We start from the raw sequence: 269 nt of genomic DNA, 5'->3' as shown, positions 1-269 counted from the left end.
AATAGTTTCTTAGTGTTCATTACTACCCTATAGTCATTTTTATTTATCTCTCTATATCTTTTCGTGTGGCTTATTACATCCAGTTAAAATTAAAGGCTCCACATTTAGGACAGTTTATAAACTGATATTTGCAGACGCATAGTATTACACAATACAACTATTCGTCATCTCCAATAATTTCAGCCAGCAAATCTATTTTACGCCACTTTTTCAGGGCTTTCCTTGAAATGTTTTGTGGTACGGGAGTAGTACGGTCGTTGCTGAAATGG

Origin of the sequence: Flavobacterium sp. Leaf359, from assembly GCF_001423985.1 — a bacterium.
Lineage (GTDB): Bacteria > Bacteroidota > Bacteroidia > Flavobacteriales > Flavobacteriaceae > Flavobacterium > Flavobacterium lindanitolerans.
This window is presented reverse-complemented; position numbering follows the sequence as displayed.